Here is a 24402-nt window from a genome sequence, read left to right on the forward strand (position 1 = left end):
AAATAAAAAGGACAGACTTATTTTCAGAAGCTGTCCTTTTTATTTATGTATTAACTAATTTCTTTACGGCAAGAACATGCTTACACGGTCCTCTCTCACCCTGGTATTTGCTAAACCATTCGCAGGTACAGCGTTCTTTGTTATTTTCTATAATCACTGTGTGATGTACACCGGTGCCTTCTACCCTTGCTTCGGTTCTCACCGCATTGTTATTTAAAACTTCAACTTTTCCTTCTGCAATAAGCTTTTCTGCATTTTTCATTCTTGGATTTAAACCTACAATACGGCTGAGCTTAAAAGGCAGTCTGCGGTAGAAAAAACCGTTTTCATCCAGATCGTAGCCTAAAAGCCCCATAGCAGCCAGTTTTCCCGTAATATTACCGGTTTTTTCAAGGCTTATATTCTCATTTAAAGCAAATACCGAAGGATTAAAAGACTGGTTGGCGTAAGCATATTTATCCAATGCATCTATCCATTCATCCGAAATATCGTCAATAAGGCTGTTTAAAACAGCTCCTTCTCCGGAAAATCCTCTCCAGGCTTCTCTTGACAATGAAAAGCTAAACCTCAGATTTCCCATGCAGAGCTGCCATGTGGTAGACTGCATATGGGCATGTGGAAATACCTGCATCTGATCAATATAAGGAAGAAGAGGCTCCAGCAGGCGCAGCCTGTGAAGTCCTCCGATGCAAATAGCGTCTGCTGACTTTACCGGTGAAAACATCGGCTTATTTCCCCTGATGATCAGGTAATAATCTGATTTTATGGGTCCCTTGGGTATTCCCCTGAACAGCTGCTGAGTCTGGATTTTATTAAAGCAATAAAGTTTTTCCGATTCGGAAAGATAGATCTGAACGGTACTTAGTCCTTTGATCCATTTCACAGGCAGCGGAACTTTCCGTTCTACTATTTTTTCTTCTTCTTTATAAAGTCCCAATTCTTTTTCACCTACAGAAAGCATTATTTTTTCACTAGGACGGATGCTTCCCAAAGCTGTAATCATGGGCTGATTAAAATCTACATTGGTGGTTCCGTTTTCCAGAAACTCACCGTGAAGTCCGTCAGGTAAAACATCTACCCGGGCATAAACACCGGCACAATGCGAAAAACCTTCAAATCGCAACCGCCCGTTTCCGGCAGTAACAATAGGATCTTTCAGCAATGCCAACTGAAACGGTGACAGGTTAAAGCTTGATTTTACAATATTGGAAAGGGTGATGAGGCATCTTGCCAGTATAAACGGCTGGCTGACATCTCCCCAGAAAAAGCAGGGTGCATTTGTATTTTTCTGAATTTCACTGTATCTGGACAGGAACAATTCTTCGGATGCATCTTTTTTTACCAAAGACGAAGGTCTCTGATAACGGTAAATTAGCGTATCTTCCATATCTATTTTTTTAGAAGAAGATTGCAGATTTTTTCAGGCTGGAGTTTTCTTTCCAGCTATTCAGTTTTTCCTTTAAGTTGGTATCGGTTTCCGATTGGTTCAGAGCCAAAACCTCATGATAAATATCCAGTATTTTTTAAGATTGGTAACGGGTGTTTCCATCTGGAGCAAAATATGGGTAAGAAGCTGCTCCAAAGCCAGGTTATGGTCTTTGCTGACGTTGATCATCTGGTGCTGCATGAGATCTGTAAGTCTTTTAACAGGAGCCCATTCCAGTTTTTCGTGAAGGCCGATCACCCTGCCCAGCTTTTTGTGATCCATTACTTTATAAGAAACATGTTCCAGCCATATTTCGGCAGCTGTTCCACGGATCACTTTGTCCCCGTCCAGGAAAATGGTTCCCAGAAACAGGTAGCCCATTGTATCCAGAGGCTTTTTCATCTGATGGAGAGCCTGGGCAATATTCAGAACAAAATTTCTTTCGTAAACTTCTGCAATTCCTGAATAAAACAGGCAGTCTTTAATGGTTTTAGCTAAAACATTCCCTAATGTATTGGGAAAACTCCATATCAATGAAGGGGTTTCTGAAAAGTTTTTCTGTTCCGCAACAAAGTATTCCAGGAAAAGCTGATGCTCTCTTTTTTCAGGTGATATTTTGGGATCCTGATGTTAAGCTCAACAGGATAATAGGAATTTTTTTGCTGTCGATTGTCTTCCATTCATAAATTCCGGTCAGGAATTCTTTTGGAATATCGTCATAACCAAAGTTTTGAAATTCTTCAAAAACAGTTTCAGGAGAGCGTGTGATTCCGGCCGTCATCCACCATGACGGATGTTCAAATTGTCCTTTGGGAGCAGAATTCCTGCTAAAGAAGAAAACCAGAAGATCTTTATACTCGCCTTTTAATTTTTTCTCCACCAGCTGTAGTGCTTCCGAAGTTTTTTCTAAAGAGCAGCGCTGCAATGCAAGCTGTACATCAAGATCATCCGGTTCTATATTTTTGTTCTGATAAATTTCGAATCTTTCAACCAAAATTTCAGGACTGATCCAGCATGGTTCATGAGTGACTGTAGACAGCAATGGCGTTTTATCTCCTGCCATTACCTGATTAAAAACATGAACCGCTATATGCTTAAACGGCTCCATAGTCAAACCTCCTGCATCAATATCTTTAATAGGCTTCAGCTTTTTATGATAGGTAGAATAAACTTCTCTGGAAGCTTCATCCTCACGGGTTTTCTTATATATTTTGTCAATATTCTTAAGCTGAAACGGAAATTTTTCTAATAGTGAAAGTCCGTAATTGATGATGAGATTACACAATAACACATTAAATTGATGCACTTCCCATTTGGCGATGGTTTTACAGGCTTTTTGAAATACGGGCTCAAAAAGCTTTACGGAGCCGGCATCAGCTTCATCTCCGAAACGGATAAGCCCCGCGAGTGCCAAATCGTAATAGTGGGTTCCCGGATTTTCAATTGCCTGCGGGAGAAGAAACATAAGATCTTCAAAGCTTTGCAGCTCCTGAACTTTACATTCCTCATTGATAAGCTCTAATTTTTCCGGCTCAAAAGCGTCCAATTCCAGCTGCCTGTTATCTATGTACTGAACCAGTAGCGGTCTTACATTAGCCAGAATATTATCTGCATAATGGGACAGCGCTTCTTTTATCTGTTCAGAAACAGGAATATATTTTATAATGATCTTTGCCGCTTTGGTCTGTATACTCTCATCTTTGTTCACAAAGGCTGCACTCAAAGCCAATGCCAGATTTTCTGTGTCAGTTTTCTTTTTCTGAAAAACTTTTTCTGTTACTGCCAGGCTTGCGGCCACCACTGTTTTGACTTCCGAACTGAGAAGATTGGGAAGGAAATTTGAAAATTCATCGGTTCTGAATGCCGGATCCTGAACGATCTTCTTCAAATTGGCAAGCATGGTATTGACTGCTTTTGACTGCACGGAGGCCAAACCGGCCATCAGCTCATCCTGAAATACAATAAGTTCCTCTTCAGAAGGCTTCAGGGCATTGAACGCATCCATGAACCATCCGGTAACATTCTTGTTAAAATTCCTGTTGGCAGCCAGCAGGCATTCTTTGAGGAATCTTTTTCTGTCAATTTTATTCTCGGCAATCAGTTTCTGCACCAATGAAGGCCATTCTCTTTTAAAAGGAAGTGACTTTGAAGGGAATTCGCACATATACCAGAAATGAGTTTCCAGGGTTTCCGGGAATTTTTCCAGATCATGGGGCTGAAGGCTTAAATGATATCCAAGCAGTTCGGGTCTGGGCTGTACATAGCCTTTTTTTGCCCACCCCAGAATATCCTGGTAATTAAACGCTGTAAATTCTGCATCTATAGAATTGTTGATAAAATCCGAAAACCAGGGCGGACATCCCCATTCAAGTATTTTTTCGGTCTGTTCCTTGTTCCCGAAAAGGCTCCAGTAATCTTTCCCGTAATGCTTCTGGTCCATACAGACAAACGATGCTATATCAATAATGGAATGTTGGTCTGCAGAGCCGGCAGTATGGTAGGAATTTTTCGTCATTACGATCTTACTGATCTCCCTGTCCAGTTTTTTTATGGTAGGGACCAGTGCCTTTTTTCTTCGGCCGTAAGCTGTTTCAGAAACGGAATAATCTCATGTGCTTTTTCCTCATTAAGGATCTCATAAAGTCTTTCTTTCATTTTGTTTTTAATTTGATAATAATTTTTTTCAGGTTATTTTAGTTTTGCCATTCTTTCAGTCTTACGGCTTATGCATAATCAGCTACAGGCCGATTAAGAGGTAAAAGTATATCGTCAGATTTTTAAGATTTAAATCTGATGATCTACCTTTTAAGAATGGATATCAATAGTTTTTCAAATGCCTTGCGGGCTCATCCGACAAAGCCGGAAACTTAATTCTCAAATCTCTTCAAAAGCCGTACCACACAAGGTTTCAATCACTACTCAACATATCCACGGAGAACGTTGTGAGCAATAATTCTTAAAGAAAGTTGATAGGGATTGTGTAATAGCCCGGTATCAGTTTTCTTGTACTGGTCCGGGTCCGGCTGGAAGCTAAAATGGCAGGCATGGAGACCTGACTGCAACCCCGGTCTTTATTTAAAAAATTCTTTAAAATAACCGTGGTTTCTTTCTTATCTTCTGGGGTAAACTTTTCAGGAAAAGGAATTATTTCTTTGGTTTTATAATGTAAATAAGTCCTCTTCAATTCATCTTCAGTAAGCATAATTCCAATCTTGGGGACTAAAATAATAAAAAAATGAGTGACAGGGTATGCAATTATCCCCTTAAAGTGAATTTTTTAACAAAAAATTATGCTTTTAATAGTAATTTAATCCGTATTTCTGAATAAAAAGTTAAATTATTTTCCCCTTTTTCTTTGTAGCATAAGATCATTCTTTGAGATAGTTTCAAAACTAAAAAACTCCCTTTCTGAGAAAGAGAGTCATCTATAAAAATAGTTTTTAAATAATTTTATTAACCTTGATTAAGGCACCAGTAAAGAATTTTCGCAATATTCTTCGCATCATCCACACCTCGGTGATGAGTCCCTTCAAGCTTGAGATTAAGTTCGCCTAAAGCTCTGCTCATTCCCACACTTTTTCTCACCGTTGGATGCAGCTGGCCAAACAATGTCTTCACATTGATATGATCATCACTTAACGGATAATCCACATTGAATTTTCTGGCCTGATTTTGCAGCATGGTCAGGTCATAGTTTCCGTAACTGGCCCAGGTAAGATCTTCGGAATTGTATTCTGCTCTGAGGATATCCAATGCATCTTCCAGCATGATGCCTTCATTATCCAGCATATTCTGCGTAATGGAAGTCAGTTCCGTACAGAAAGGACTCACCTTTGAGTACTGCGGCTTCACTAAAATGCCTTCATTTTTTGAGACCTTACCGGTTGCAGCATCCATAATGCAAACTCCGATCTCGATGATCTCGCTTTCCTGGCCTCTGGGCGGTCTGTCGTTCCAGCAGGTGGCTTCCAGGTCTATAATTAATATATTTTCTGTTGTTTTCATTTTTTAATAATTTCTAATTGATTATTCTGCATTTGAATAATGTGTCGCCGGGCATGCAGGGAAAGGAAATAAATGTATTCATACACATTGATTTTCCCCAGACCATTGACTGTCATTGTTGTTTTGCAGAGGAGGCCTTCTCCGTTTTTCATCAGCTCTAAATAGTGTAAACACTGATGATACTGCTTTGAAATCAAGCTTCTGATTTCCTTTAAATCCAGTTCACCTTTTGGCTCCATATGTTCAGGTCTTATCCATTCAAAAGCACCATGTTCGCCTACTTTTTCAAAGTTCTCTTTATCAAAACTGTAATTTTTTATTTCAGCATTCAGATCAAGATGATTGTAATTCCGCATTGCTTTTTTTGAACCTTTTTCGATCAGAATAAGCAGATAAAAGTTGGCAAGATAAATATGTTCTAAAACCTGCTGAACGGTCCAGCCCCCGTTTGAAGGCTGGTAGTTCAGCATTCTTTTATCTTGATCAAACCATTCGTCGACTTCATTAAAACAAAGCGTTAAATGTGTTTTTATAATCTGAATCAATCTAAAAATATCCATTACAAGTTTTTAAAGTTTTTTAAAAGGCTTTCAATATTTTCTTTTCCTACAGGATTCATGGAATGACAATAAAATCTCGGCAGATCCAAATGATGATCCATACAATATTCTACCAGCCATTTGGCACAATCGTAGCCTGTTTTTTCCATGTATTCATCAGAACCGGGTTTCAGATAATGTACCTCTGCAAGATCATGATCAAAAGAGATCATTTCCGGAAGTCCTTTTTCCAGAATTCTGTGGACAAACTGTTCGTAGTTTCGAACGATATGCCAGTCTTTCCTTAGGAAAATGTCCTGTCTGGTATAATGATATGCCTCAACCGGATATCTTATATCATCCAGAAATAATAATCTTTTTGTTAATTTCATTACTTTATTTTAATTAGAAAAGTAAATATTCAAAGCTTTGATAACACTTTTCACATTGGTATTGGGATAAAACCCTGAGCTGTTGATACAGTTTATTTCAACAATTTTCCATCCTTCATCCGTTAAACAAATATCCATTACAAAGGCTTCTTCAAGGTTGAAAAGTCGGATCATTTCTTTTGCAAACGCAAATCCGTCTTCTGCAACTTTTTCTTCGAAAGGAGCGTCATCATTAAATTTATAATAACCTCCATCGACGATTTGCCCGCCAATAATCCAGAGTCTTGCTTCTTTGATCGTACGTTTAGCTTCAGAAACCTGTACTAAAGAATCTTCTGTGATCCTATTTAATTTGTTTTCGATGGATTCAAAAGCGAAATCTCTCCATTCTGTTTCTGTGAAAACTTTTCCAGTAAAAATTTTAGCTTCATTATAAGGTTTAATGAATTTTGTTTCATTTTTTTGCCAGATTAATTCTTCTGAAATTTTATGGACTGAAGCTTTGTAATTCAGAAGGTTATCCCCATAATGTTTTGAATACACTTCATAAAGGTGATTACCTCCATAAAAAGATCCCGGAAACCATTCTGTATTCTGCTTTGCCAATCTCGCAATCGTCACTGAACCATAAACGAAAACATCTTTTCTATCTGTTACAAAATCTATTTTTTGTGCTGCCGGCGGAATATTAATTACATCATAATCAATATTCAGCTCTTCCAATGCATCAAAAATTTTGTAATGTTCCGGATCCAGATATACATTGGCCTGAATTAAAAAATACATGGTTATCAGTTTTTTATTAAGTTCTTTTTATTTGTTTTTCAAAATCTTTGAAATTTCCAGTTTTCTCCATTAATGATTAAACCATCATATCAGCACAATTGGAGCTTGCAAATGCATAAGGTTTTGCTTTAAACACATAGCCCATTCCCAGGATGTAGCCCATTGCATCTTTCAATGCTGCATTAGATTTAAAATCCGGGTCGGTATTAATGTCTACGTGTACCTCCATTTCTACTCCATAAGCATCCAGAATGGCACAGATAGCGTAAGCAATTTCTACGGATCTGTTTACCTCATTCAGCATTCGCTCTTTGATACTGATTTTCTGTATTTCTCTTTCTTTTCTGATAAAGGTAAACGCTCCTTTTCCTTCACGAACAAATACGATTGCCGTTGCATAACTGATGGCATCGCCATATACGTGAGAGTCTGAACCCACACATACTTTCAGCCGGTGACCGTTAGCCTGTTCGCGGATAATGGCTTCTTCTACCAGCTGTGTGATAGGTTTCCGGAAAAAAATTCCTTTCATATTCTGCCATACTTCTTGTTGCGTTTCCATTTTTTCTACATGTTTTTAAATTGTTTTATTTTAATTGTCAATGCTGAATGGTCAATTTGTTTTACTTATCAATTTAAATTCACTTACGAAGTAAATTCACTATTGATTATTGACCATTTATGATCATTTTTCTGCACTCCGAACAGGACTCGAACCTATACCATCAGTTTTGGAGACTGGGATGCTGCCATTACACTATCGGAGTAAATTGTGTTGATTCATCAGGATTCGAACCTGAACAACAAGAGTCAAAGTCTTGTGTGCTGACCAATTACACTATGAATCAGGATAGCTATGATTTATAAATGATGATTGATGAATGATCAATGATATTTTTAGCTTAAATCCATCCTTGATCGTTTATCAGTTATCAATTATTTTCTGTGGAACAGGCAGGAATCGAACCTGCGCCTCTAGTTTTTCAGACTAGCGTGCACACCTTGTACACCACTCTTCCGGGCTTACAATTAATAAGTAATTGGTAATGAGTAATGAGCAATAAATTGTATTCATCAATTCAATATTAACCATTTACAATAATTACTTATTGCTTATTACTCATTATTCATATTTCTGTACCTCTCCCCGGATTCGAACCGGGACTTTACGGGGTTTAAAGCCGTTTTCTCTGCCAGTTGGAATAGAGAGGTATTTTGTACGGAAAGAGGGATTCGAACCCCCAAAACCTTGAGCCTAAATCAAGTGTGTCTACCATTTCCACCATTCCCGCGAATTGTTCATTAGTAATCAGTAATGTGTGATACTACAATTGATTCTTTCATCATTTACAATTACTTATTGCTCATTACCAATCATTCATGAACAAGGTCAGAGAAAGCCTGTCAGTATAAATTATGCCTGTTAGTGTTTTTGATCTTCTTCGCTTGACAAACTTTTCTCTTTCCCGTTTTTCTGTGAATGATCAATCAATTTTATTTCTCAATCTGAACTTTCATGGTATTATGTATTCACAATTGATGTATGACCATTCACGTCTGTACTCCATAAGGGAATCGAACCCTTGTCGTCCGGTAGAAAGCCGGATGCACTTACCGCTATGCTAATGGAGCGTTTAAACCAACCGACCAGGAGTCGAACCTGAACAACAAGAGTACTTTTCCTGCATGCTGCCGTTACATTATCAGCGGTTTTGTGGAAGTAGCAGGATTCGAACCTGCTCAGCAATGAAGCAACAGAGTTACAGTCTGCCCCGACTCTCCAACTTCGGCGTACTTCCAGATATGATTATAAATGATAAGTGATGATTGATGAATGATGAATGATCTTTATGGTCATTAAGCAAATTATGTCACTTATAAATTCTAATTTTTCCATTTGTGAAGAAAAACAAAGCCTGTCTTTATTTTTAGTTTGATATAAGAACTTCTGCGCTCGACAAACTTTACTTTTCTCCGGAACTAATCTCATTTTAGTTATTTGAGATGGCTATGGGATTCAAACCCACTCAGTTTTCACAACGGTTTTGCAGACCGCCCCGACTCTTCCACTTCGGCGAACCATCATTTTATGAGTAATTAGCAATTAGTAATGAGTAATTTTTAAACTAACTTCTAACCTCTATTTTCTAATAAAAAGAAAAAGGCTGTCGGTATTTTCCGTATTTGGCGTAAAGATCTTCTGCTCTTGACATACCTTTTTTCTCTTCTTTTGAAACAATTAACATTTATTTTGTGTGAATGGTGAATTGTCAATCCGTTTTACTGTCAGTTTTTTAAATTTACTTGCGAAGCAAAATTCACCTTTCACTTTTCACTTTTGTAATTTCGGAAGGACTCGAACCTTCAACCTTCGGCTTATGAAACCGATACTCTAAGCCATTGAGCTACGAAATCATTTTTTGAGGTGAATTGTCAATTGTCAATCCGTTTCACGGTCAATTTTTTAAATTCACTTGTGAAGCAAAATTCACCTTTCACTTTTCACTTTCTGTAATTTCGGAAGGACTCGAACCTTCAACCTCCGGTGTATCAGACCGACACTCTAACCTATTGAGCTACGAAATCATTTTTTGAGGTGAATTGTCAATTGTCAATCCGTTTCACGGTCAATTTCTTAAATTCACTTGTGAAGTAAAATCACCTTTTCACTTTTCACTTTCTGTAATTTCGGAAGGACTCGAACCTTCAACCTCCGGTGTATCAGACCGACACTCTAACCTATTGAGCTACGAAATCGTTTTTTGAGGTGAATACTGAATTCTCAATCCGTTTCACGGTCAATTTTTAAATTCACTTGCGAAGCAAAATTCACAATTCACAATTGACCCTTCACCATTCACTTCTCTTCTTGCCATAGACAAAATTCGTCTGGAAAATAGGATTCGAACCTATGACCTCCCGCGTCCAAGGCGGGTAAACAACCACCGTTATCTTTCCAGTTTTCAGATTCACTTCAGCATTTTTTCCGGGAGACAGCCGGGGCCAAATGTTCCATGAATCTTTGCGGTCTATGCGGGAATCGAACCCGCGGTGCCTAAGAGACAGTCGGGCAGGTTACCATTACCTCAATAGACCTTTTTTGTGACCTCGACAGGATTCGAACCTGTAACTTACGGTTTAGAAAACCGATACTCTGTCCAATTGAGTTACGAGACCGTTTTTTTATTTGTGAATGGTCAATTGTCAATTCGCTTTGCTTGTCAATTTTAAATTCACTTACGAAGTAAAATTCACCCATTGACTATTCACGTTTAATAGTAATCCCAGAAAGATTCGAACTTTCAACCTCCGGTTTAAAAGACCGGTGCTCTAACCATTTGAGCTATGAGATTGTTTTTTTAATGTGAACGGTCAATTGTCAATTCGCTTTGCTTGTCAATTTTTCAAAATTCACTTGTGAAACAAAATTCACCATTGACTTATTCACATTTAATGGTAATCCCAGAAAGATTCGAACTTTCAACCTCCGGTTTAAAAGACCGGTGCTCTAACCATTTGAGCTATGAGATTGTTTTTTTATGTGAACGGTCAATTGTCAATTTGCTTTGCTTGTCAATTTTAAATTCACTTACGAAGTAAAATTCAACTATTGACTATTCACATTTAATAGTAATCCCAGAAAGATTTGAACTTTCAGCCTCCGGTTTAAAAGACCGGTGCTCTAACCATTTGAGCTATGAGATTGTTTTTTCATGTGAATGGTCAATTGTCAATTCGCTTTGCTTGTCAATTCTAAATTCACTTACGAAGTAAAATTTACTATTGACTATTCACGTTTAATGGTAATCCCAGAAAGATTTGAACTTTCAACCTCCGGTTTAAAAGACCGGTGCTCTAACCATTTGAGCTATGAGATTGTTTTTTTAATGTGAATGGTCAATTGTCAATTCGCTTTGCTTGTCAATTTTAAATTCACTTACGAAGTAAAATTCACCATTGACTTATTCACATTTATTTTGGGGTATCTTCGGGGATCGAACCCTGTTCTCCGGTTTCACAGACCGGCGCTTTACCAAATAAGCTAAAGAAACCATAAAAAAAGCACCTCTTTTCGGGAGGTGCTGTATATATTTTGACGTGTCAGATCACTGAGACCTACGTATATAAGCACCTTTTATTTATAAATTCAATATCGAGAATCATACAAGGATATCCTTTCGGCTCCTGTCCGTTTGGTCTCGAATACTGATTAGATATGTTATGTAATTGTTTCATTATATTCTTGTTATTTAAAAAGTTTTTGAATCGTGAAAACCTGTTGCTTTCAATTTTCGGTTGCAAAGTAAGTATGAAATTTTTTAATCTCCAAATTTATTTTTCGATTAAATTACTGAAAATCAAATAGTTAAACTAAATATTTAGCATAAGAAATACCTGTCCGCAATATCCTGCAGATTCCTCAAATACCTAAATGACTGTCTCTCATCGGGTTACTTATCACTCTTATTTATTGTATTAAATGTTCATTATTGATTAAAAAATTTTCGTTTATATGGTTATTTTTTTCATTCTAAATAATTTATGGCCTAAAACACAAGAAACGCCTCGATATCTCGAGGCGTTTCTGCGGTATTTTGTTTAAATTTTTACGGGTTTATTGTAAATAATTTTCAAAGCAAGCACATTTCGCCTCATTCCATATCATCCATTCGTATCCGAATAATCCTTTTATTGAAGGGCTATCGCATAGATTTACATTGATATGTGCTCTTTGTAGTGTCATAATTTTCTGGCGCAAAGATATGAAAAATTGTTTTTGAGAAATCAAATTACACTTTTGTTTGCCGGGAATAAGGTGGCTTCGAGTGCCTCAGCCACTTTGTTTTTGTCGGTAGAACAGAACTCTGTTTAATTAAATTTTTAAATTCCTAATTCTTCAATCTTAATTTCTCAATATCCTGTTCCTCCCTGTTTTAAACCTCGAAATATCCTTTAAAATCACACTGTCATCAGGATTGAAATGCTTCAGTTCATTAATGATCTCAGAACGTGTGCTTACTTTTTCTGCAATAATTTCATAAGCAATATGACGGGTTACAGCCTGCAGTTCAGGAGCTTTTTTAAACTCGTATTTCATGGCTTCAAGATAGATCCCTTTTTTATAAGACGGAGTATCCTGATAAATACTCTGAATCTCTTTTTCCAGTTTTTTAAGGTCAAAAATATTGGCGAAATAATTATTCAGGCAGTTGAAAGTGTCTTTGTCTTCATTCCAGCCTTTTAGAAGAATTTTTTGAGCTTCTTCCGGCTGTTCCATTTTTTTGCTGTATACCAGTGATGCTTTTACCATCTGGTTGTTCGCCGTATAATCATCCGCAACCATCTGATAATAGTTCAGGGCATTTTTTATATCATTCAATTCTTTATAAAGGTCTCCTACTTTCTCTTTCTGCTGCATTTCCTTGTACAGATCAATCGCTTTTTTGTATTGCTTTGCTTTTTCGTAGCAGGATGCTGCTTCTGATTTATTATTTAATTTTTTAAGGTAAACAACCGCTGCCTCATTATAGAAACCGCCGTTTTCCAGGGTTTTTGCACCGCGGAAATTATCCTGGAGCAGGTTCATGTATACTTTGGCTGCTTTTTTATAATCTTTTTCCGCGATATATTTTTCAGCAAGTTCTTCGTATTTGTTTCTGATTCTGTCAAATAAGGAGGTCTCCAAATAAAAGTTCGCGCCACCGGAACCTCTTCTTCCCGAACTTTTACTGTTCCGCTCCTTATCCTTTAAAGCAGTAATCACAATCATAATAATAAAGGCCACCACCAGGAAAATAATCAGTGTTCCCACCACACTCCAAAAACTTTCGTGAAAGAGCTGTGCAGCGATGCCAATGATCTTAAACACTGCCAGGATCATAAATGCAATCAGGAACTTGTCTATAAATTTCTGTTTATTCATCGTCATCAGAGTTTAAAATGGTTTTGTCTTCGCTGAACAGGCGGTAAAGGAGAAGGATCACAAAGATGACCAGTATCCATACGAACCAGTTGTACCCAAACATTTTTACCAGCGGATAAAACAGATATACCAGCATGGAAACCAACAGGACAGACAATGTAATCTTCACCCAAAGCGGAACATTATCACCACCGAGGTTTAATGATTTCCTTTTAAAAATAAAAGAATAGAGACCTACAGCCCCAAACATAAAAATCACAAGATACAGGATATCTGAGATCCCGGTTTTCTCATTATTAGCGCGCTCTCCGGATTCAAGGGTTCCAACTTTTGAATCTTTAACCGGAGTGGGCGGAAGCTCTGTTATATCAAGGGTTCCATACAGCTTCCCAAGAGAATCTGCCACAAGAACCTGCTTTTTCTTTAAAATAAATTTCACAATCTCACCGTTCACAGGTTTTCCTTTGGTGTACTGTTTCAGTGAATCTGAAATCCGGCGCTTCATGGTTTCTTCCTGCTGAACAAGATGTTTGGTGATTCTTTTTGAATAAACAATTTTCAGGGAATCCCTGCTGTTTTGCTCTCTGGCATTCAGTTTTTCAATATCATTTCCAACCTCTCCCAGATTTCTGCCTCCTGATTTTTTATACCGTTCTCTTTCATTTTTATCTTTTGACATGGCAGCTCCGGCCGCAGTATATTCATTGGAAAGCTTTTTCCTTTCTTTTCCGTAAATGGAATCGATCTTCATATCAATATCTGTCACTCCGGACTGATAAGCAATGATATCTGCCTTAAGCTTTTCCGTTCCGTTCATAATATTACCCGACGAAACAAGAAAATCTTCTTTCTGGGCTCTGTCTTTATCCGATGGCATGAAAATTCTGAAAAGTATAGCAATCACCACAACACCCCAAAAGATCCACCGGAAATTCCGGCTTCCTGCACTTTCTTTCCGATCTCCCGAACCTCCGAACAGGGAACTCAGCCAGTTATCTCCAAAAGTAAACTTTCCAAAACCGTCACCACGGGACGTCCCCATAATATCTAGCGGGACACCTAGTTCTACAGCTCTGTCAGGATATTTTTCTAAATATTTTAAGTATTTTTCAATTTCTTTTTTGTTTCCTGCCATTACTTTTTTCAGGTCAAAAGGCAGATCTTTCATCCATTCTTCTTCACTTTTCGGCTGCTGAAGGGTTTCCAGGACTTTTTCATCATCCATCTCAACGGTGAAGCTTTCGATATGTTGTGGAATTTTTACCCCGTTGGAAGGTTTTCTTACTTTTCCGATTGAAATTTCAGGTTCCTGTATCACGGAAAGCCAGTCTATTTCTTCCGTAAGTTTGACAAAACCAAATTCAGGATGCATCACCATAAACCGTGAACCGGCAGACTGCCAGTCTTCCGGGTTAATTTTTGGGTAAAATATGGTGTTTTCAGGGATAAACAATTGGTCGTCCACACACTGGAAATAAGCATTTCTCCCGATTTCCTGGGGCGCTTCATCATGAAACACCAGCAAGCATCCGTACAGAACATTAGGCTGATCTGAAGGAATAGCAAAGGACTTTACGCGGCTGAGATCTATTCCCAGTATTTCCATTTCATGAAGCCATAGTCGGGGTGAAGGACCTTTAATCAAAAGTCCTTTTTTAAGAAAAGTGTTTTTAGGAAAAGGTTTTATTCTAAGCTCCATAATCCAGGATCTGGTCAATAAATGCTGTTAAATACTGAGTATACATTTCTTCCATCGTTTTCACTTTTAGTAAGGTATTCTTTGGAAGGTAATATTCTGATCCGCCATATTCGGTATTAGTCGCCAGGGCCAAAAATCCATATTCTGTGGAAGGAATATAAAATGTGGGGATTCCGGTATTGCTGCTTTTAAAGGTAAGCATGCCGCGGGAATCTGTAATGACCTCGCTGCCATCCTGAAATGTAAACTTATTTTTATTCTGCTCTGCAAGGATCTTTACGGTAAACCTGTTCTTATAAAGGTTCAGGGAGTTCTCGTATATTCTGCTGAGTTCATTTCCTGAAACCACCAGATTATTGTTTTCATTGATGCCCATTCTGTTGAAGTTGCTGATGATCTTCATTCCGCTGCGGTTCAGCTTGGCTACTTCAATCTCTGCTTTTGCGACATTTTTATCTATTTCGCCGTCATCATTGAAAATGTTTTCTACAAATACATTTCCTTCCAGACTAATTTTATAAAGGGAAGAATTCGTAGGCTGGTGAAGGTAGAAATTCTTTCCAAAATAGATCAGGTGATAGGAACCGGGGATATTCAGTCCGGTAACGTTCTGCTCGGAATATTCTTTGGTATTCAGATTAAGCTTTGAAACGAGTTTTTTATCAGCCTGGTACTGGCATAAAATAAAATGCTGCTGCTTGTTCTTAGCCAAAGCAAACTGCCCTCTCGGCTTCACCGAAATATCTTCAATCAAAACTTCGCAGCCATGATAGGTTTTATAATAATCATAGGAATGCCTGTCATAATAATTATCGGAAAGATAGGTCTTCAGCAGCTGTTTTTTTGAACTCAGAATATAAAATTCACCTTCGTATAAGAACTGGGCAATTTTATTGGACGGTGTGGGAAACAGCATCGGGTAATTTTGCGGAAGGTCTGTTTTCTTACCGTTGATCTGATGGGCTTTTTGCTTACGCTGTGGCGGGTTGGCCCATAATTCCTGCAAAGGAAGCTTTATTTTCTGAATATGTTTTCTGGCTCCTTTATGGTGCTTGTAGAAATTTAGCTCCCCGTTAGACTCTGTTGTGATCAGGAATTTCAGCCTGTCCCTGTTTTCATGGATTACCTTTTGGATCTTTTCATCGGCAAGGTTTTCCTGATGGGTAATGAAGAACACTTCAAGATCTTTTTCAGTATGTTCTTCGCTGAAGAATTTTTCCAATGCTTCTGAAACTTCCAGAACGGGACTTACCTGGTTGAGGTTTTCAATAATATGTTCCGGTTTATCCAGAGAAATCGGAATACCCGCCTGTCCCAGTGCAAAGGCTTTACATTCTGAATGGGCTTTCGGATGTTTAATGACGGCAATGGCTGATGCAAATGCCATTACTTTGGGTGTTCCCCAGTTTCTAAGGGAAGTATCGATTAAAATAATACGCTCAAAAATATTTTCTTCCGGCGGTATTTCTCTCTGAATATATAAAGCTTCGTTATTGGCTACACGGTTCATAAAAACCTCATCTTCGTTGGCAAATTCAGAAAGCAGCATTCTGTGCAGATCTCCTTTGTTTGCCATATCAGAAATCCCCCGATAGGCTGTTCTCCGGGAGAAAGATGGCGCATAGGAATTCTCAGTCCGCTCCAGATCCTTTTAATGAGACTTCCTACCTGAAAGGTTTTGGGTTCTTCGATCAGTTGCTGAATGAAATCCTTATTTGTTTCTACAGTGGTTTCCTCTTCCACCACTTCGTCATCCAGCTCCGGTTCATCTATATGATCCCGCATAGCATCAACGATAGACTGCGTGGTAGGGAATCTTTCGTTCAAAAGATTGAGGGTACTCAGATCTCTGTTAATTGCTGATGGTCCCGCATATTTTTTCTCTGCACTAGCAGCCAGCATGTGGGGTCTCCGGTAATAATTCGTGAGGATCATTTCTGCCTTTCCGGGAGACAGCCTGTTATGTGAGTCCTGAAATAAGGTTTGAAGAAGTACTATTCTGTTTTGCCCCTGTTTATAGGTTTTATTTAATGATTTAAGCTTTTCAAGGAATTCAATGCTCTTTTCGGCGGTGAAATCAAAATTTCCGATACTGTGAAAATCAGCGGTATGTTTTAAAGGACCTGCGAAATCTGTGTAACCGTCCTGCATTGCATACAACACCATGAGCAATGCCCCGAAAGGAGGCCATCCCTGCGGCTGAAGCTCTTTCAGAATCTCCATTACGTAAGGTCTGTAGGCTATGGCCCCAACGCCCGGAATCGAGATAAGGTTATGAACATGGTACCCGGAATCTCCGGCGATATCCTCGTCGGTTTCCCACTCCCAGAAGTAGTTTTCGTATGACTGGAAATATTCGTTTAAATCCATTCTTTTGTTTTTTCAGTAAGACGGAATGAGCTTACAGACAGCGGCCGGAAATCTTCTTTTTTAATGGGAAGATAGGTTCCGTCTTCATTCCATAACAGCCATTTGTCCAAACTTTTATTATACTGCTGCTGCAGAAGGGAACTCAGATTTTTAAATTCGAATTCAAGGCCTGCCGGCAGAAGATGCCCGTCTCTTGTCCAATAGGTTTTACCCGGAAGGCTTAACAATGGAGTTCCGAGAAACAGGGCTTTATCATTAATCACCGCCCATTCAATTTTTTCAAGTCTGAAATTCGGTTGGGCGGGAATGCTTTCTTTAATTTCTGAAATTATACTTAATAATGCCACAGCAGGATGTTCTTCACTGCCTGGCTTTAAACTGACCTTAACTTTTTCATCTATTCCAAAATAATTCTGATTGGAAGCCGGAAAAGTAAGGCTCAATGCTTTATCTATCGGTGACCACAGCAAAGCAGTTCTCATCTTTTTGTCTGGAACCAGTGCCCCTTTTTAAATAAAAGTCCTTCACGCAGTTCGTACAATATAAAATTCGGCAGCTGCTGAATCTCCGGGGATACAGTCTGTTCTTCGGTGAAACCTTTCAGCCACACGGTGTCTTCATCCACCGCAATATGGATGTTTTTCCAGTCTCTTATTGAGCCGAGAACATCTTCATCGGCACGGGGAATTTCTGCACGGAATTCTTTTACACACTTTGAAGGATCTTCTGCCATAAGCTTTCAATTTCTTGCTGTATATACTGTTTCTGCTCCGGATTCCTGATCCAGTCGCAACGGGTCTGAAGGTATCTCAGTTTATCTTTGATCACATTCTGCTCTTCAAAGCTGAGCATTCCACCGTTCCATTTTTCCACAAGGATTTTTACGTCTTTCATTACTTCCTCCGGATTCGGAGTTTTGTTCTGCATAGCCTGTGGGTGGGATTTCGGATGATCATCTTTTTCAATAGTCCTGTTGATGATGCCTTCAAGAATTTCAATCTGCTCTTCTGTATCCCAGATATGTTTCAGCACCCAAAGGTCGGAAAGTACGGCTTCATTTCTTCCACAGATTAAAGCGCTGGCAGCAATCAGGTTCTGAAGTTTTACCGCTCTACGGTCTGAAATAGCAATTCCTGTATTTCTTAAGCTGATAATGGTATTTAAATATACTTCGTAGATTGGTTTCAAATCCACTGTTTTACAAAGGTTCTGAAGTTCCCTGATTTCGTCTGCAAGAATTTCCGGAATATCGGTTTCTGCTTCATTCTCCAGCTTTCTTCCGGCCAGAAGGACTTGCTGAAGAAGCTCAGGATTTACATAATCTACATTGATTCTGACCAGAAAACGGTCGAATAATGCGTTGAGCGATTCATCTTCCGGGAGAACATTACTTGCTCCCACGAACATAAGCGCCGGCAATTTTTTTGTTTCTTTTCCTCTTTTGAAGATTTTTTCGTTCAGAGCGGTCAGAAGTGAATTCAGAATCGCGGAATTGGCATTGAATATTTCATCCAGAAAAATAATTGAAGCTTCCGGCATCATGCCTTCGGTATTGGTAAGAAGCTCTCCTTCTTTGAGTTTCCGGATATCGAAAGGACCGAAAATTTCGTTCGGTTCTGTAAAACGGGTTAATAAATACTCAAAGTTTTTCCCATCTTTGACTGTTTTTGACAGTGTTCTTACAATGGCAGATTTTGCAGTCCCCGGAGGTCCGTACAGAAAAGCATTTTCTTTTGCCAGCAGGCAGATTCCCAACAGATCCACAACATCATTTTTTCCTACGAAGGTATCTTTTACGTAGTTGAGAACGGTATTAAGTTTTGTAATATTTTGAGTCATCAGTATTTATTTAATGAAAAATCTTAATAATAAAAAGTATATAAATCCGCTAATAATTAATGCGAGCATCAGATCGATATAGAAAGTCAGCGGCAATCCGAAATATTTAAAAACCAATAAACAATAGATCACCACAATAAACAAGGATAAGATCAATGAAAGGTACGGAGACCAAGCGGTAACGATCATCAGTAAAGCAATCACAATGAAATACATCATGGCAGACGCCACTATGTAAAAGTTTTTTCCGTAAGCGTTATATTGGCTGTGAATAAATCCCGCAAAATCTGAAAATTGCTGTTTCCCGGATAATAATGCCCAGGTATTGGAGCCCAAATCACTGAACATGGTCAGCGTATTATTTCCAAGAATAAAATTTACCGTACCAAAAACTACCAGGAAAAAAACTGTTGTCATGAGATGAAAAGCGGTACTATTATTCCCGATTTTTGCTTCATGTCTTTTCAGCTCAGGACCGGTTAAACCAAACTCATCCCCAAAATCAACATTGACATAGCTGGAAAGCGGTATATAACCGTATTTAACCTCAACATGATTTTTGAGGGTATAGGAATACAAAGGTTTTGAGAATGACATAAACATATGAACTTCTTTAATCCTCTTTTTAAAGATGATCTTTTGGGCATAGTATGCCAGAATACTGAAAATAAAAAAGTAGGAAGCTATTACAAAACCGAGTGTAACTGCAGTATTAATCTCCATGTTCAACAATCTTTAAATCTCTCCAATAAGTATCTTTATGCATTCCGAAATCCGCCATTAAAAGTTTATTAATATAGGGAATTTCAGCTAGTTCATAAGCTCTCTTTTCTACAATTCTCTCCAGATATAATTTCCGGTAGGTTTTGTCCTTCAGCACTTTTTCCCAGTTGACTTTTCCCAGATCAAGATGATACCCAATTGCTGAATAATGAAACTGTGTAAGAATGTCTTCCAGAATCTTAATCAACGGATCATCTGGATCTGCAGCATGTAGCAGAGATGCAATCTGTGGCAAGAACCTTAATGATAAATCCGCAGATAAGATGGAAGAAGTATCAGGTGTTATTTTCAATTTCGGAATCAGTCTTTCTATATCTTTTGCTGTATTTTTCCGGATAAGATAGAGCTGGGTACTGTGATATAAAACTTTAGCTGCCCAAACCGCTGCTTCCTTGTGACAATGGATATCCGCAGATAAAAATTCCAGCCTTTCTTTTTCAAATTCCGCTTCAAAATAATCTCCGGCTTCCTGCTCTTCTTTTGCTGAGATATGCTGTAAATCTGAAAAAACAGTCATGTTGCCGCTTTTCCGCAGCAGAAAAATAGTATCCAAAAATGGGGAGCCGGTTTGCATCATCTAACAAAAATAAAACTATTTCGCAGAGAATAAAATTTTATATGGATGATTAATAAGTTAAATACTATTTCCAGTGTAGAATGGATAAAAGTTAATTAAATTAACGATAAATTATTTTTACACTGTATTTTATCCGCATTGCACAGATAATGAACGATTGGCTTTAATGAAAAATAATATGTTTGTGAATGTGTTGAAAATACTTTAATGGATTTAGGTTTCGGCGGCAAAGCCGCCGAAACCTAAATCTAAATCCAAAACTTTACTTTAAAAACAGCGATTAATCAGTTATTTCAATAATGTTATTTTCCGGATCCAGAATTACGCTTTCGTAGTAGCCATCACCTGTTGTACGGGGTTCACCGGCTATGGTATAACCGTCCTTTCTTAAAACTTCTGTCAGTTCATCTACTTTTTCCTTACTTCCCGTAGAAAATGCCAAGTGAATAATCCCGAACTGCTGGGAATCATAAGAGTTCCCGCTCTCCTGAATGTCGGGTCTGTTCATTATCTCAAGACGACAGCCATTTTCAAAACTTAAAAAATAAGACTGGAAGTGCTTTACAGGATTATGGTATTTCTCATTGGAGACGGCTCCAAAATAGGTCTGGTAGAATGTTCTCATTTTTTCCAGGTCTTTTACCCAGATCGCAATATGCTCTATTTTCATTGGTAATTTACATTTTAACTTTGGCTAAAATAAGAAGGAGATGATGGAAATACTTCTTCTGTGTTATTGCTTTTTGATTCTGTATTTGCAATAGTGATTGAATTATCTTTTTTACCACCCCGTCAGATCTCTGATCTGCCACCTCTCCGGAGGAGGGGAATTTTGGGTACGCAAAACTTATGGCATTGAATATATTTCCATCTAAAAGTTGCTATCTTTGTCCCTTCAAAATAACATTATGAGTATTCACATCAGTGCAAAAAAGGAGAAATTGCTAAAGTAGTATTGCAGCCGGGGATCCGCTTCGTGCACAATATATCGCTGAAAATTATTTGGAAAATGCTAAACTGGTAAGCAAAACAAGAGGAATCTTTTATTATACAGGTCTTTACAAAGGTAAGGAAATCACTGTAGGAGCCAGCGGAATGGGTTTTCCGAGCATCGGGATCTATTCTTTTGAATTATTTACGGAATATGAAGTAGATACCATCATCAGAATCGGGACCTGCGGGGCCTATACTACAGATCTTAAGCTTTTTGATATTTTAAATATTGAAAATGCAGCCAGTGAAAGTACCTATGCAAAGTATGCATGGGAAATTGAGGATGAAATCCTTCCTCACCAGGGAAATATCTTCGGGACGATTAATGAAACTGCTCAGGGGCTTTCTTTGGCGGCAAAAGCGATCAATGTTCACAGCAGTGATATTTTCTATAGAAAAGATCAGAATATTCCTGCCATTGCTACAAAATATAACTGCCCGGCAGTAGAAATGGAGGCTTTCGGATTATTTGCGAATGCCCAATATTTAGGAAAAATGCAGCTACGATTCTTACAGTAACCGATATTATTCCTACCCACGAAAAAATTTCTGCTGATGAAAGAGAAAAAGCCCTTAAACCAATGATGGAACTGGCTTTGGAATCGGCACTGAAAAGTCTTTAGAAGGCGAAAAGGCTGAATTGTAAAAAGGCGAAGAAGCTGATAGGCTAATATGCGATTTTGCCATTTTGCCATTTTGCTGTTTTACCTTTTGCTATTTCGCTGTTTCACTAAAAAAAGAGCTTTACTTAATTTGTAGAGCTCTTTTTTATAGTCTGAAAAATTTTCTGGTGGTTTTTGAGGTTTCCTCGGCCACTTCAGAAATGCTGATCTTCTTCCAGTGAGCAACGGTCTGGGCTACATAAGGAAGAAAAGACGGTTCATTGCGGCGGTTCTGTATTTTTGGCATATTTTTCGGGAGCATAAAAGGCGCGTCGGTTTCTATCATCATCCGGTCAAGTGGAGTGTATTTGATAACTTCTTCCAGATGTTTAAACCTTCTATCATCACTTATTGCTCCGGTAAACCCTAAATAAAAGCCTTTATCAAGATAGACTCTCGCTTCATCTAATGTTCCTGTAAAGCAATGGACAACAGCTTCCGGTAGTTCAGAAAGGTATTCATCCGTAATTTCATTAAATCTTTTAAAAGCCGATCTTTCATGGAGGAAAAGAGGTTTGCCAACCTCAATAGCCAGTTCCAGCTGAGCCCGATAACATTTTTCCTGAACAGGTCTTGGAGAAAAATCCCGGTCAAAATCCAATCCGCACTCTCCTACTGAGACCACATGCCCCAGTTTCAGAAGACTTCTGAGTTCAGAAATGCTTTGCAGGTTAAAAGATTTCGCATCATGAGGATGGATTCCTGCTGTAGAAAATAAAATATCAGGATATTCTTCCGCAATTTCAGCAGATTCTTTGCTTCCGCGTATGCTTGTTCCCGTGAGGATCATTTGTTCTACCCCATTATCTAGGGCACGGTTAATAATTTCTTCATGTTCATTATAGAACTGTTTATTGGTCAGATTAATGCCAATATCAATGTATGTATTCATTTGTTTTTTGAATTTGTCATTTAAACTGGCAAAAATATCTGATTGATACGCAGTCTTTTTGCGCAGTGAAGAATTTCGTTTTACTCATTGATAAATTTTTCCAGAAAGCCTATCAGCTTTTTCCCTCCATGGCTCCAGCGGATGCCATGACCTTCCTTTTTCCTGACTTCGAAAACAATTTCATGCTTGTAATGATAAAAAACATTCCACCAGGTTCTGTTGTCCAGAATATAGCAGATCTTTTCCATTACTTTTTCCTGTTTCTGCCGATTGTTACCCTTGACCTCTCCCCAGAATGGGTCATCCATTCTTCCGGTATGTTTTTCCCAGGCTCTCTGCGCGGTAGTTATTTCGCTGTTAAAAGGCCGGCAACATGCTTGAATAAGATTTTCCTTTAAAGGTGGAATGGCATTTTCGTCACGAATACTGGCAGAAGTGAGACGCTGCCCCAGGACATTTAACCAGTGCTCAAACGAAATTTCTTCCAGCTGTACTGCTTTTACCTCATCAGGATCACTACTTTGAAATATTCCGGTGAATTTTCTGAAGCTTTCTGTCCGGTCTGTTTTAATTTCTTCATTAAAATATGGAAAACCCCATTCCAGCTGATCATTCTTAAATTTCAGGATATTATTTTCTATAGCCTGCAGATGTTCTTCGGCAAGAACGGCATGGTATTTTTCCTTCCATGCATCTGAAATCAGAGGAATATAAGGGTCAAACAATTGCATCTTCAAACATTTTTATAAGGTTCACCTGCAGTTTCTCTTCTGCGACTAAATATCCTATGAGATTAAACCACATTTTACAGTGATCCAATATCCATGCATCCGAAGATATTGCAATTTCTGAGTTTTCTGACAAAAATTTATCCGGATTATATTCCAGTCCGGCTTCCCAGTTCAAATCGTTTTCGTGTGCAAAATCAAGGATAATTTCTTTAATTCTTCCGCTGTTGGAAACCGGCTTATCAAAGATCCAGATGAGTTTCTGTATTTTAGCTTTTTTGAAAAAACTGCTACAAGTTCCACTGCTCTTAAAGTCTGATTGACCCTTTTATAGGTTCCGTGAATACCTGAAAGATCGCGGAAACATCCATCGGAACCCTCAAAAATATAAGCTCCCGAGAGCAGGCTTTCCATCAGGATCAGCACATTAAAACCGTCGATATAAAGTATCTTGCCTTCCAGTTCTGCCGCTTCCAGCTGCCTTAGCTTCCTGTCATCTATTTGTTTTTCCGATGCAGAGGCTCCCCGTAACGCCTGGATCTGGCGGGTTTTCAATTTGTACCTGTTTCCTACCAGTTCTGAGGAAGCTTTCTCAGGATAATCCCGGGTCAGTAAATACAACATGTCCTGTGCTGCCATTTTCAGTCTGTCCAGTTGCTTTTCAGAGCCAAACAGCGTATCATCTCCTGTATTTTTTCCGCGGTTTCTGTTATTCATATTCAAAAATAGTTTTTTAAGCGGAAATAATTATGCTGATCCGTTACTTATGATTTATTCTCTGTCAATTA

The 24402-nt window shown here is 38.4% G+C and carries 19 protein-coding genes, 19 tRNA genes and 3 pseudogenes; 1 reads left to right on the forward strand and 40 read right to left on the reverse strand.

Annotation, left to right across the window (positions count from 1 at the left end; translation table 11 throughout):
• Positions 1–43: 43 nt before the first annotated feature.
• The 37 genes and pseudogenes from N4G44_RS22365 to N4G44_RS22545 form a co-directional block, all read right to left on the reverse strand.
• Positions 44–1387, reverse strand: a complete 1344-nt coding sequence (locus N4G44_RS22365) for an SWIM zinc finger family protein (protein WP_474929981.1) — start codon at positions 1385–1387, stop codon at positions 44–46.
• A gap of 10 nt (positions 1388–1397) precedes the next feature.
• Positions 1398–2041, reverse strand: a pseudogene (locus tag N4G44_RS22370) (DUF7825 domain-containing protein).
• A complete protein-coding gene (locus N4G44_RS22375) occupies positions 2031–3941 on the reverse strand; it encodes a DUF6493 family protein (RefSeq protein WP_474929982.1) in 1911 nt (636 codons plus the stop codon). The pseudogene N4G44_RS22370 and the gene N4G44_RS22375 overlap by 11 nt, the downstream one beginning before the upstream one ends.
• A gap of 441 nt (positions 3942–4382) precedes the next feature.
• Positions 4383–4628 carry a hypothetical protein gene (locus N4G44_RS22380; protein ID WP_474929983.1) on the reverse strand — a complete coding sequence of 82 codons (246 nt, stop codon included), beginning with the start codon at positions 4626–4628 and terminating at the stop codon, positions 4383–4385.
• A 251-nt stretch (positions 4629–4879) separates the two neighbouring features.
• Entirely contained in the window at positions 4880–5431 is a 552-nt protein-coding gene (locus N4G44_RS22385) for a 3'-5' exonuclease (RefSeq protein ID WP_474929984.1), read from the reverse strand.
• Positions 5428–5991: a DinB family protein gene (locus N4G44_RS22390; protein WP_474929985.1), complete on the reverse strand. Its 564-nt coding sequence runs from the start codon at positions 5989–5991 to the stop codon at positions 5428–5430. The genes N4G44_RS22385 and N4G44_RS22390 overlap by 4 nt, the downstream gene beginning before the upstream one ends.
• A complete protein-coding gene (locus N4G44_RS22395; RefSeq protein WP_474929986.1) occupies positions 5991–6362 on the reverse strand; it encodes a cyclic-phosphate processing receiver domain-containing protein in 372 nt (123 codons plus the stop codon). The genes N4G44_RS22390 and N4G44_RS22395 overlap by 1 nt, the downstream gene beginning before the upstream one ends.
• A 9-nt stretch (positions 6363–6371) precedes the next feature.
• Complete coding sequence (locus N4G44_RS22400; RefSeq protein WP_474929987.1) at positions 6372–7148, reverse strand: ATP-grasp domain-containing protein; 777 nt, start codon at positions 7146–7148, stop codon at positions 6372–6374.
• A gap of 76 nt (positions 7149–7224) precedes the next feature.
• Entirely contained in the window at positions 7225–7710 is a 486-nt protein-coding gene (locus N4G44_RS22405) for a ribonuclease H-like YkuK family protein (RefSeq protein ID WP_474929988.1), read from the reverse strand.
• 134 nt (positions 7711–7844) lie between these two features.
• A tRNA-Trp gene (locus tag N4G44_RS22410) sits at positions 7845–7915 on the reverse strand.
• Positions 7916–7923: 8 nt separating this feature from the next.
• Positions 7924–7996: transfer RNA gene (locus N4G44_RS22415), tRNA-Gln, on the reverse strand.
• Positions 7997–8094: 98 nt separating this feature from the next.
• Positions 8095–8167 (reverse strand) — tRNA-Phe (locus N4G44_RS22420).
• A gap of 119 nt (positions 8168–8286) precedes the next feature.
• Positions 8287–8360, reverse strand: a tRNA-Leu gene (locus N4G44_RS22425).
• 6 nt (positions 8361–8366) lie between these two features.
• Positions 8367–8440 (reverse strand) — tRNA-Leu (locus N4G44_RS22430).
• Between the two features lie 268 nt (positions 8441–8708).
• A tRNA-Glu gene (locus tag N4G44_RS22435) sits at positions 8709–8780 on the reverse strand.
• Between the two features lie 83 nt (positions 8781–8863).
• A tRNA-Tyr gene (locus N4G44_RS22440) sits at positions 8864–8947 on the reverse strand.
• A 203-nt stretch (positions 8948–9150) separates the two neighbouring features.
• Positions 9151–9232, reverse strand: a tRNA-Cys gene (locus N4G44_RS22445).
• A 257-nt stretch (positions 9233–9489) separates the two neighbouring features.
• A tRNA-Met gene (locus N4G44_RS22450) sits at positions 9490–9563 on the reverse strand.
• 97 nt (positions 9564–9660) lie between these two features.
• A tRNA-Ile gene (locus tag N4G44_RS22455) sits at positions 9661–9734 on the reverse strand.
• A gap of 97 nt (positions 9735–9831) precedes the next feature.
• A tRNA-Ile gene (locus tag N4G44_RS22460) sits at positions 9832–9905 on the reverse strand.
• Between the two features lie 131 nt (positions 9906–10036).
• Positions 10037–10108, reverse strand: a tRNA-Pro gene (locus N4G44_RS22465).
• A gap of 65 nt (positions 10109–10173) precedes the next feature.
• A tRNA-Asp gene (locus tag N4G44_RS22470) sits at positions 10174–10244 on the reverse strand.
• A 7-nt stretch (positions 10245–10251) separates the two neighbouring features.
• Positions 10252–10325, reverse strand: a tRNA-Arg gene (locus tag N4G44_RS22475).
• A 102-nt stretch (positions 10326–10427) separates the two neighbouring features.
• A tRNA-Lys gene (locus N4G44_RS22480) sits at positions 10428–10501 on the reverse strand.
• A 101-nt stretch (positions 10502–10602) separates the two neighbouring features.
• Positions 10603–10679, reverse strand: a tRNA-Lys gene (locus N4G44_RS22485).
• A 100-nt stretch (positions 10680–10779) separates the two neighbouring features.
• A tRNA-Lys gene (locus N4G44_RS22490) sits at positions 10780–10853 on the reverse strand.
• A 96-nt stretch (positions 10854–10949) separates the two neighbouring features.
• A tRNA-Lys gene (locus N4G44_RS22495) sits at positions 10950–11026 on the reverse strand.
• A gap of 100 nt (positions 11027–11126) precedes the next feature.
• Positions 11127–11200, reverse strand: a tRNA-His gene (locus N4G44_RS22500).
• Positions 11201–12051: 851 nt separating this feature from the next.
• On the reverse strand, positions 12052–13071 hold the full coding sequence (locus tag N4G44_RS22505; RefSeq protein ID WP_474929989.1) for a soluble NSF attachment family protein: 1020 nt from the start codon (positions 13069–13071) through the stop codon (positions 12052–12054).
• Positions 13064–14788, reverse strand: a complete 1725-nt coding sequence (locus N4G44_RS22510; RefSeq protein WP_474929990.1) for an APC family permease — start codon at positions 14786–14788, stop codon at positions 13064–13066. Before N4G44_RS22510 ends, N4G44_RS22505 begins: the two co-directional genes overlap by 8 nt.
• Positions 14760–16346, reverse strand: coding sequence for a hypothetical protein (locus tag N4G44_RS22515; RefSeq protein ID WP_474929991.1), 1587 nt, complete (start codon positions 16344–16346; stop codon positions 14760–14762). The genes N4G44_RS22510 and N4G44_RS22515 overlap by 29 nt, the downstream gene beginning before the upstream one ends.
• Positions 16277–17140 (reverse strand): hypothetical protein, encoded by an 864-nt coding sequence (locus N4G44_RS22520; RefSeq protein ID WP_474929992.1) that lies wholly within the window; start codon positions 17138–17140, stop codon positions 16277–16279. The genes N4G44_RS22515 and N4G44_RS22520 overlap by 70 nt, the downstream gene beginning before the upstream one ends.
• A pseudogene (locus N4G44_RS22525) lies at positions 17131–17873 on the reverse strand (hypothetical protein). The gene N4G44_RS22520 and the pseudogene N4G44_RS22525 overlap by 10 nt, the downstream one beginning before the upstream one ends.
• The gene (locus tag N4G44_RS22530) at positions 17846–18979 is read right to left on the reverse strand and encodes an AAA family ATPase (protein ID WP_474929993.1); all 1134 of its coding nucleotides are present in this window, start codon (positions 18977–18979) and stop codon (positions 17846–17848) included. The pseudogene N4G44_RS22525 and the gene N4G44_RS22530 overlap by 28 nt, the downstream one beginning before the upstream one ends.
• 6 nt (positions 18980–18985) lie before the next feature.
• Entirely contained in the window at positions 18986–19702 is a 717-nt protein-coding gene (locus N4G44_RS22535; protein ID WP_474929994.1) for a hypothetical protein, read from the reverse strand.
• Positions 19692–20339, reverse strand: coding sequence for a hypothetical protein (locus N4G44_RS22540; RefSeq protein WP_474929995.1), 648 nt, complete (start codon positions 20337–20339; stop codon positions 19692–19694). Before N4G44_RS22540 ends, N4G44_RS22535 begins: the two co-directional genes overlap by 11 nt.
• A gap of 280 nt (positions 20340–20619) precedes the next feature.
• Positions 20620–21009, reverse strand: a complete 390-nt coding sequence (locus N4G44_RS22545; protein ID WP_474929996.1) for a VOC family protein — start codon at positions 21007–21009, stop codon at positions 20620–20622.
• A gap of 332 nt (positions 21010–21341) precedes the next feature.
• Between N4G44_RS22545 and N4G44_RS22550 the strand changes: the two genes are divergently transcribed.
• The gene (locus tag N4G44_RS22550) at positions 21342–21851 is read left to right on the forward strand and encodes a phosphorylase family protein (protein WP_474929997.1); all 510 of its coding nucleotides are present in this window, start codon (positions 21342–21344) and stop codon (positions 21849–21851) included.
• A 249-nt stretch (positions 21852–22100) separates the two neighbouring features.
• Here the strand turns inward: N4G44_RS22550 and N4G44_RS22555 are convergent, their stop codons facing one another.
• The 3 genes and pseudogenes from N4G44_RS22555 to N4G44_RS22565 all read right to left on the reverse strand — a co-directional run bounded on the left by N4G44_RS22555 (position 22101) and on the right by N4G44_RS22565 (position 24331).
• Positions 22101–22886, reverse strand: a complete 786-nt coding sequence (locus tag N4G44_RS22555) for a TatD family hydrolase (RefSeq protein ID WP_474929998.1) — start codon at positions 22884–22886, stop codon at positions 22101–22103.
• Positions 22887–22966: 80 nt separating this feature from the next.
• A complete protein-coding gene (locus tag N4G44_RS22560; protein ID WP_474929999.1) occupies positions 22967–23617 on the reverse strand; it encodes a hypothetical protein in 651 nt (216 codons plus the stop codon).
• Positions 23604–24331 (reverse strand): annotated as a pseudogene (locus N4G44_RS22565) (DUF434 domain-containing protein). Before N4G44_RS22565 ends, N4G44_RS22560 begins: the two are co-directional and overlap by 14 nt.
• Between the last annotated feature and the right edge of the window lie 71 nt (positions 24332–24402).

The sequence above is a fragment of the Chryseobacterium sp. GTID13 genome, from assembly GCF_056172655.1.

What these genes read in the sequence shown, in the direction of transcription:
- N4G44_RS22365 (WP_474929981.1), bottom strand. Translation starts at nt 1,387, where the DNA reads ATGGAAGATACGCTAATTTACCGTTATCAGAGACCTTCGTCTTTGGTA.
- N4G44_RS22375 (WP_474929982.1), bottom strand. Translation starts at nt 3,941, where the DNA reads ATGACGAAAAATTCCTACCATACTGCCGGCTCTGCAGACCAACATTCC.
- N4G44_RS22380 (WP_474929983.1), bottom strand. Translation starts at nt 4,628, where the DNA reads ATGCTTACTGAAGATGAATTGAAGAGGACTTATTTACATTATAAAACC.
- N4G44_RS22385 (WP_474929984.1), bottom strand. Translation starts at nt 5,431, where the DNA reads ATGAAAACAACAGAAAATATATTAATTATAGACCTGGAAGCCACCTGC.
- N4G44_RS22390 (WP_474929985.1), bottom strand. Translation starts at nt 5,991, where the DNA reads ATGGATATTTTTAGATTGATTCAGATTATAAAAACACATTTAACGCTT.
- N4G44_RS22395 (WP_474929986.1), bottom strand. Translation starts at nt 6,362, where the DNA reads ATGAAATTAACAAAAAGATTATTATTTCTGGATGATATAAGATATCCG.
- N4G44_RS22400 (WP_474929987.1), bottom strand. Translation starts at nt 7,148, where the DNA reads ATGTATTTTTTAATTCAGGCCAATGTATATCTGGATCCGGAACATTAC.
- N4G44_RS22405 (WP_474929988.1), bottom strand. Translation starts at nt 7,710, where the DNA reads ATGGAAACGCAACAAGAAGTATGGCAGAATATGAAAGGAATTTTTTTC.
- N4G44_RS22505 (WP_474929989.1), bottom strand. Translation starts at nt 13,071, where the DNA reads ATGAATAAACAGAAATTTATAGACAAGTTCCTGATTGCATTTATGATC.
- N4G44_RS22515 (WP_474929991.1), bottom strand. Translation starts at nt 16,346, where the DNA reads ATGGCAAACAAAGGAGATCTGCACAGAATGCTGCTTTCTGAATTTGCC.
- N4G44_RS22520 (WP_474929992.1), bottom strand. Translation starts at nt 17,140, where the DNA reads ATGGATTTAAACGAATATTTCCAGTCATACGAAAACTACTTCTGGGAG.
- N4G44_RS22530 (WP_474929993.1), bottom strand. Translation starts at nt 18,979, where the DNA reads ATGACTCAAAATATTACAAAACTTAATACCGTTCTCAACTACGTAAAA.
- N4G44_RS22535 (WP_474929994.1), bottom strand. Translation starts at nt 19,702, where the DNA reads ATGGAGATTAATACTGCAGTTACACTCGGTTTTGTAATAGCTTCCTAC.
- N4G44_RS22540 (WP_474929995.1), bottom strand. Translation starts at nt 20,339, where the DNA reads ATGATGCAAACCGGCTCCCCATTTTTGGATACTATTTTTCTGCTGCGG.
- N4G44_RS22545 (WP_474929996.1), bottom strand. Translation starts at nt 21,009, where the DNA reads ATGAAAATAGAGCATATTGCGATCTGGGTAAAAGACCTGGAAAAAATG.
- N4G44_RS22555 (WP_474929998.1), bottom strand. Translation starts at nt 22,886, where the DNA reads ATGAATACATACATTGATATTGGCATTAATCTGACCAATAAACAGTTC.
- N4G44_RS22560 (WP_474929999.1), bottom strand. Translation starts at nt 23,617, where the DNA reads ATGCAATTGTTTGACCCTTATATTCCTCTGATTTCAGATGCATGGAAG.